Source organism: Micromonospora sp. DT47 (assembly GCF_049844475.1).
In the GTDB taxonomy this organism is placed as follows: Bacteria; Actinomycetota; Actinomycetes; order Mycobacteriales; family Micromonosporaceae; genus Micromonospora.
The window spans coordinates 77394-83922 of sequence record NZ_JBNCLC010000025.1; the positions used below are offsets into that span (position 1 = coordinate 77394).

At 68.8% G+C, this 6529-nt stretch carries 5 protein-coding genes; all 5 read left to right on the forward strand.

Features of this window, described 5'->3' with window-relative positions; genetic code table 11:
* Positions 1 to 62 precede the first annotated feature (62 nt).
* The 5 genes from ACLQ2U_RS27620 (at position 63) to ACLQ2U_RS27640 (ending at position 6412) form a co-directional block, all read left to right on the forward strand.
* Positions 63 to 1301 (forward strand): esterase-like activity of phytase family protein, encoded by a 1239-nt coding sequence (locus tag ACLQ2U_RS27620; RefSeq protein ID WP_425753825.1) that lies wholly within the window; start codon positions 63 to 65, stop codon positions 1299 to 1301.
* A gap of 1281 nt (positions 1302 to 2582) precedes the next feature.
* On the forward strand, positions 2583 to 3359 hold the full coding sequence (locus ACLQ2U_RS27625; protein WP_425753826.1) for an ABC transporter permease: 777 nt from the start codon (positions 2583 to 2585) through the stop codon (positions 3357 to 3359).
* Positions 3356 to 4591 (forward strand): betaine/proline/choline family ABC transporter ATP-binding protein, encoded by a 1236-nt coding sequence (locus ACLQ2U_RS27630; RefSeq protein ID WP_425753827.1) that lies wholly within the window; start codon positions 3356 to 3358, stop codon positions 4589 to 4591. The genes ACLQ2U_RS27625 and ACLQ2U_RS27630 overlap by 4 nt, the downstream gene beginning before the upstream one ends.
* Positions 4588 to 5370 carry an ABC transporter permease gene (locus ACLQ2U_RS27635; protein ID WP_425753828.1) on the forward strand — a complete coding sequence of 261 codons (783 nt, stop codon included), beginning with the start codon at positions 4588 to 4590 and terminating at the stop codon, positions 5368 to 5370. Before ACLQ2U_RS27630 ends, ACLQ2U_RS27635 begins: the two co-directional genes overlap by 4 nt.
* Before the next feature lie 58 nt (positions 5371 to 5428).
* The gene (locus ACLQ2U_RS27640; RefSeq protein WP_425753829.1) at positions 5429 to 6412 is read left to right on the forward strand and encodes a glycine betaine ABC transporter substrate-binding protein; all 984 of its coding nucleotides are present in this window, start codon (positions 5429 to 5431) and stop codon (positions 6410 to 6412) included.
* Positions 6413 to 6529 lie beyond the last annotated feature (117 nt).

Below are 6529 nucleotides of genomic sequence, written 5' to 3' on the forward strand. Positions count from 1 at the left end.
GGAAAATTCGGCACGGCCTTGCGTGCTTACTAACAATTCACCATCGTCCAGAGGAGCCGATGATGGCCAAGCGACTGTCCACATTCATCGCCGCCGCGCTCGCGGCGACGATGACTATCCCCTCCCTCGGCGCATACGCCGATGACAACAGAAGCGAGCAACCGACCCTGCTCGGTCGCGCCGTGCTGCCGGTCGAGACGTACGCTCCCGGCCCGCCCTCCGGGACCCTCCTGCCTCCCGGGACCGTCAATGGGATCACATTCCCGCTGCCTTCGCAGCCGGTCGAGGGGTTCTCGGCGGTCGTCGCTGGCCGACACCCAGGGGAGTATCTCGCCATGCCGGACAACGGGTTCGGTGCCAAGGCGAACTCGAGAGACTTTCTGATCCGCGCCTACTACATCCGGCCGGATTTCAAGACCGCCAAGGGTGGGAGCGGCGAGGTCGACGTCGATCTGAACGAGTTCATCGAGTTCCGTGACCCTGACGGTCTGATCGGCTTCACGATCGTCAACGAGGGGACGACCGAGCGGTCGTTGACCGGCGGCGATATCGATCCTGAGTCCCTGCAGCGTGGCATTGATGGGGACCTGTGGGTCGGCGACGAGTTCGGGCCGTGGGTCCTGCACTTCGACGCCACCGGCAGACTGCTCGACCCGCCCTTCGCGGCTCCGGGCGGCCTGCGGTCGCCCAACAACCCCCACCTCGGCGGGGCGGCGGCAACGCAGCCCAACAGTCGCGGCTTCGAGGCCATGGCCATCAGCCCGGACGGCAAGTACCTGTATCCGGCGCTGGAGGGGGCCACGGTGGCCGAACTCGGCACCACGCGGCGCCACGTCTTCGAGTTCAGCGTGCGCGACGAGGCCTTCACGGGGCGGGTCTGGCTGTACCAGACCGAGCAGCCCGGCTACTTCGTGTCAGACATGGCGGCCCTCGACCAGCACCACCTCGCGGTGATCGAGCGCGACGGCGGTCTCGGGCTGAACGCGCTGTTCCGCAAGGTGTACGTCGTCAACCTCACCGATATCGATGCGGCCGGGTCCCTCGTGAAGACGGCGGCCGTCGACCTAGCGGCCGTGCCCGACCCCGCCCTGGTTTCCCTGCCCCCTGTCCACCACGGCGACATCGGACTCGGTGACCCGTACCGCGTGACGTGCGAGTCGATCGAGGCCATCCATCAGATCGACGGCAACCGGTTGCTGCTCGGCTGTGACAACAATTTCCCCAACACAGGCCGCAACCCCGGCCGCGCGGACGACAGCGAGTTCATCGTCGTGAAGCTGCCCGGCCTCCGCGGCGAGTAGACAGAGCATCCTCGCTCGACCTCCGGCAGGCACGCAGGATGCCGCCGGGACGGTGACCGTCCCGGCGGCACCCACCTCGCGTGTTACTGCTGGGCCCGGGCAGGCCGACCCCCTCAGGGGCGGGCCGACGGCACACAGTGAGGATGGTGGGGTGGGTCGCCGGGCTCGTCTGACTCACCGGCAGGCAGACCATGCTTTCCGCTCTTTGAGCCCTCACGCGGGACTGGCGGGGCCGGTGATGGGGGAGCCGATTGGGAGCAGCGAGCTGCGCTGAACGGCGCGCAACTGCATTCAACAGCATCGAACTGCTCTGAACGGCACTGGCCCCTACCTGCGGTTCCACGTTTTGCCTGGTCAGAGGCAATGTCGCGTCCCGGTTCACACCGAAGAGGCCACTGGTTCGATTCCGGTATCGCCCACCCAGGTCAAGGGCTACATCCCGGAGACGGGAGGCGGGAGACGGCCGGCTGTCGGCAGCATCTGAGGGCGTTGTGTGCGCCTTGAGAGCGGCCCGCTTCGCAGGCCGCTCGCGCCGCCAACCACGGCCGGATCGAAGGTCCGCGGCCGACGCCTGGCGCTTGGCTCACGGTGTTGACGATGGAGCCCGCCGGCGGCGCGGAACATGACGAAGCCGCGACGGGGCGCCGCCGCTGGAGCAACGGGTTTCCTGCTCAACACCCCCCTACGACAGGCCAGGATTCGGCCGGGTCGACGGGTGCTCGCCGCCGGCGCCGGACGTCAGGCGCAGGTCGAGCAGGAGTGCGGTCCGACGGGACCCGCGGCCCCGGCCAGCTGCCGTCCATCACGATCGAGCAGCGGACGTACCAGTCGCGCAGCGGAAGATCGAGGCCGTCCAGGGTCAGACCGCATTTGTCGCAGGCCAGCTCGAGCATGCCGGGTCTGGCGTTGCCGGGGCGGGTCTGCTCCGTCACGCCGGACCTGCCGCCGGATCGGGACCGGACGGGTGTCCACCGAGCCGCCGGCGGCGCTGAGATCGAGCCCGCCGAATGGCGCTGAAGATCAATGACGTACCGTGACACCTCCCAATGGCTGCATGTGCAGGTTTTCGTCCCACTTGGAGGTGACACCGGGACGGCCGGCCCAGCCGACAGCGCTGAGATAGTCCCGGTCTTATGCCATATCCAACCGACTTCGTGGGATTTGCGGTTCTCAAGTTGCTTAACGGCTGCGTCCGTATGTGATGACCGCCCCTGGCAGGCGCTCGGCCTCTCCTGGCACCGGCGCCGCCTCCCGCGACAAGCCGCCAGGAGGAGGTGACAGATGAGCTTATTCGAGTATCTGGAGACCCGCCGCGACCTACTGATCGCCCAGACCCTGGAGCACGCCACGATCGTGCTGATGTCGGTCGTGCTGGCGACCGTCATCGGAGTCCTGATCGGCATCGCCACCTATCGGCACCGGCGTGCCCGCGCGATCGCGATCGCCATCGCCGCGGCCATTCTGACCGTACCGTCCTTTGCGCTGCTCGGCCTGCTGATCACCCCGCTCGGGCTGGGTTACCTCCCCGCACTGGTGGCGCTGACCCTTTACGCGCTGCTGCCGATCATCCGCAACACGGTCGTCGGGCTGACCGAGATCGACCCGGCGCTGACCGAGGCGGCCCGGGGCATCGGGATGAGCCGGATCCGATCGTTGACCACAGTGGAGATACCGCTGGCCTGGCCGGTCATCCTGGCCGGGATCCGGGTCTCCACCCAGATGACGATGGGGATCGCCGCCATCGCGGCGTACGTCGGCGGCCCCGGCCTGGGTAACCAGATCTTCTCCGGCCTAGCCAACCTCGGCGGCGTCAACTCACTCAACCAGGCGCTGGTCGGCACCCTCGGGGTGGTCGTCCTCGCCCTGGCGGTCGACCTGTGCCTCTGGCTGCTCGGGGTGTTCACGCGAGGCGGCCGGCGGGCCCGCACCGACGCGGCGCGCCCCATGCGGCGCGGCCGGCCGGACCCGACCGACGTCCTAGTCGGCGCCCCGGTCGCGGCAACGGTCGGCACCCCGGCCGCAGCGGTCCCCACAACCACACATGGAGGTCGACGATGACCGACGACGTGATGATCGACCTACAGAAGGTCAGCAAGTCCTACCGAGGGCAGAAGGCCCCGGCCGTGGAAGACGTGTCGATGACGATCCGGCGGGGGGAAATCGTCGTCCTGGTAGGACCGTCCGGCTGCGGCAAGACGACCACCATGAAAATGATCAACAGGCTGATCGAGCCGACCGGCGGCCGCATCCTGGTCGACGGATCCGACGTCACCCGCCTGGACCCGACCGAGCTGCGCCGACGCATCGGGTACGTCATCCAGCAAGTGGGTCTGTTCCCGCACATGAGCGTGGCGACCAACGTCGGCCTGGTGCCCAAAATGCTCGGCTGGGACCGGAGGCGCATCGACGCGCGGGTGGACGAACTCCTCGATCTGGTCGGGCTGGAGCCGGGCCAGTTCCGGCATCGCCTGCCCCACCAGCTTTCCGGCGGGCAGCAGCAGCGCATCGGGGTCGCTCGCGCGCTGGCCGCCGATCCGCCGGTGATGCTGATGGACGAGCCGTTCGGCGCCACCGACCCGCTGACCCGCGACCGGCTGCAAAACGAGTTCCTGCGGTTGCAGGAGAAGCTGCAGAAGACGATCGTCTTCGTCACCCACGACTTCGACGAGGCGATCAAGATGGGCACCCGGATCGCGGTGCTCGGTGAGCGGTCGCAGATCCGGCAGTTCGACACCCCGGAGCGCCTGCTGGCCAATCCCGCCGATAAGACCGTCGCCCAGTTCATCGGTGCGGGCGCGTCGCTCAAACAGCTCAACCTCCGCCGGGTCGACGCCGTCGACTGGGACGAAGCGGAGCTGGTCCGACTGGACGAGTCCCCCGCGTCGGTGCTGCGCCGGCTGGACGAATCCGGCGAGTGGGCCGTTCTCAGCCTCGACGACGAGCGTCGGCCACGCCGCTGGATCACCCCGCGCGACCTCGAACCGCAGCAGGACAACCTGGACGGCGTCGGCAGCGTCGCGACCACCGTCGAGCCGCGCGCCACGCTGCACGACGCGCTCGACGCGATGCTCGCCTCCAGTTGCGGTGCCGCCGTCGTCGTGGACGACGACGGCCGCTACCGGGGCGTCGTCAGCATCGACCAACTGATGCGGGCGATCGGCGAGATGCGTGAGACGGAGCGCAGCCGCGACCGGGGCGTCGCCGAAGCGGCCCCGTCACAGTCGAGGCAGCGGGTCTCGACGGGCGCCGTGCCGCGGGCGGCGACCTCGGGGCGCGAGGAGTCGCGGTGAGCGCCGCGACAGCCGTGCCCGATCAGTCCGTATTCGCTCCGCCCTCGCGCTGGCGCGGGCTGGTGCGCCGCCACTCGACGATGCCCGCCGTGCTCGCGGCCGCACTGCTCGCCACGTACCTATGGGTGCGCTCGCTGGCGCTCGACGACATCGAAGGGCGCTCGCTCAACCCCGAGCACCTACTCCAGGTGACCCGCCAGCACATCTCGATCACCGCGATGACCACCCTGCTTGTGGTGGTGATCGCGGTCGGCGCCGGCATCCTGCTCACCCGCCCGACGCTGCGCTGGCTGGCACCGTTCGCCACCGCCCTGGCCAACATCGGCCAGGCGACCCCGGCCATCGGGCTGCTGGTGCTGCTCAGCATCTGGTTGGGCATCGGCGCCACCACGGCGCTGATCGGGCTGGTCGCCTACGCGGTACTGCCCGTGCTGCGCAACACGATCGTCGGGATCAACCAGGTCGACCCGCACCTGATCGAGGCGGGCCGGGGTATCGGCATGTCCCCGCTCGCGGTGCTGGTCCGGGTCGAGTTGCCGCTGGCCGTACCGGTCATCCTCGCCGGCGTGCGCACCGCGCTTGTCCTCGCGGTCGGGGTTGCCACGCTCGCCACCTTCATCAACGCGGGCGGTCTCGGCGGGTTGATCGTGACCGGGATCAAGCTCCAGCGCGATCCCGTGCTGATCACCGGCGCCGTGCTCACCGGCGCCCTCGCCCTGACGCTGGACTGGCTCGGCGGCGTGATCGCCGACCTGCTCCGGCCCCGCGGCCTCGCCTGATCCCAGGATCATCCACCCCCCTTTCCAATCGACGCTTCGTGCGTCAAGGAGGTAGCTAATGCGTACCCGAAAGCCTTTTGCCCGGCTGGCCGCTGGAACCGCGCTCGTCGCGTTGGCGCTGACCGGTTGCTCAGTGACGACCGGGGACTCCGGCGGGGACGTGGCCGTCGGGGAGGGGTCGATCAAGAAGGACGACGCGCTGGCCGGCCAGACCATCGTGGTCGGCTCCAAGGACTTCACCGAGAACATCGTGCTCGGGCACCTCACCATGCTCGCCTTGAAGGCGGCCGGCGCGAATGTGACCGACCGGACCAACATCAAGGGCTCGGTCAACGTCCGCAAGGCGATGCTTGCAGGCGAGGTCCACACCTACTGGGAGTACACCGGCACGACCTGGATCACCTACCTCAACCACACCGATCCCATTCCGGATTCGAAGCAGCAGTACGACGCGGTGGTCAAGGAGGACAAGGACAAGAACCAGGTCGTCTGGGGACCGACGGCGCCGGCCAACAACACGTACGCGCTGGCGGTCCGCGAGGACAAGGCCAAGGAGTGGAACCTGAAGACGCTCTCCGACCTGGCCGCGTTCGTCAAGAGCCACCCCGCCGATGCGACATTCTGCCTGGAGAGCGAGTTCTCCGGCCGCAACGACGGCTGGCCGGGTCTGACCAAGTCGTACGGCATGAACGTGCCGGCCGGCAGCGTCAAGACGGTGGACACCGGGGTCGTCTACACCGAGACGAAGAAGGGTGAGTCCTGCAACTTCGGTGAGGTTTTCACCACCGACGGCCGGATCAGCAACCTCAACCTGCGGGTGTTGGAGGACGACAAGAAGTTCTTCCCGATCTACAACCCGGCGTTGACCGTCAACGGCGCGACCGCCGCCAAGTATCCATCGCTCGTGAAGCTGCTCGACCCGATCACCGCGAAGCTCGACGACGAGACCCTGCGCCAGCTCAACGAGCGGGTCGACGTCAAGGGTGAGCCGGTGGCGCAGGTCGCGGCCGACTGGATGAAGCAGCAGGGCTTCATCGGCTGAGCGTCGGGGGACGTCGGGGGGGCGGGCGCCCCCCGGGGGCCGCGCCCCCCCCCGGGCGGACGAGGGGCCGGCCCCCGCGCCCGGGCCCCCCCCCCCCCCGGGCGGCCCCCCCCCCCG

What these genes read in the sequence shown, in the direction of transcription:
- ACLQ2U_RS27630 (WP_425753827.1), top strand. Translation starts at nt 3,356, where the DNA reads ATGACCGACGACGTGATGATCGACCTACAGAAGGTCAGCAAGTCCTAC.
- ACLQ2U_RS27640 (WP_425753829.1), top strand. Translation starts at nt 5,429, where the DNA reads ATGCGTACCCGAAAGCCTTTTGCCCGGCTGGCCGCTGGAACCGCGCTC.
- ACLQ2U_RS27625 (WP_425753826.1), top strand. Translation starts at nt 2,583, where the DNA reads ATGAGCTTATTCGAGTATCTGGAGACCCGCCGCGACCTACTGATCGCC.
- ACLQ2U_RS27620 (WP_425753825.1), top strand. Translation starts at nt 63, where the DNA reads ATGGCCAAGCGACTGTCCACATTCATCGCCGCCGCGCTCGCGGCGACG.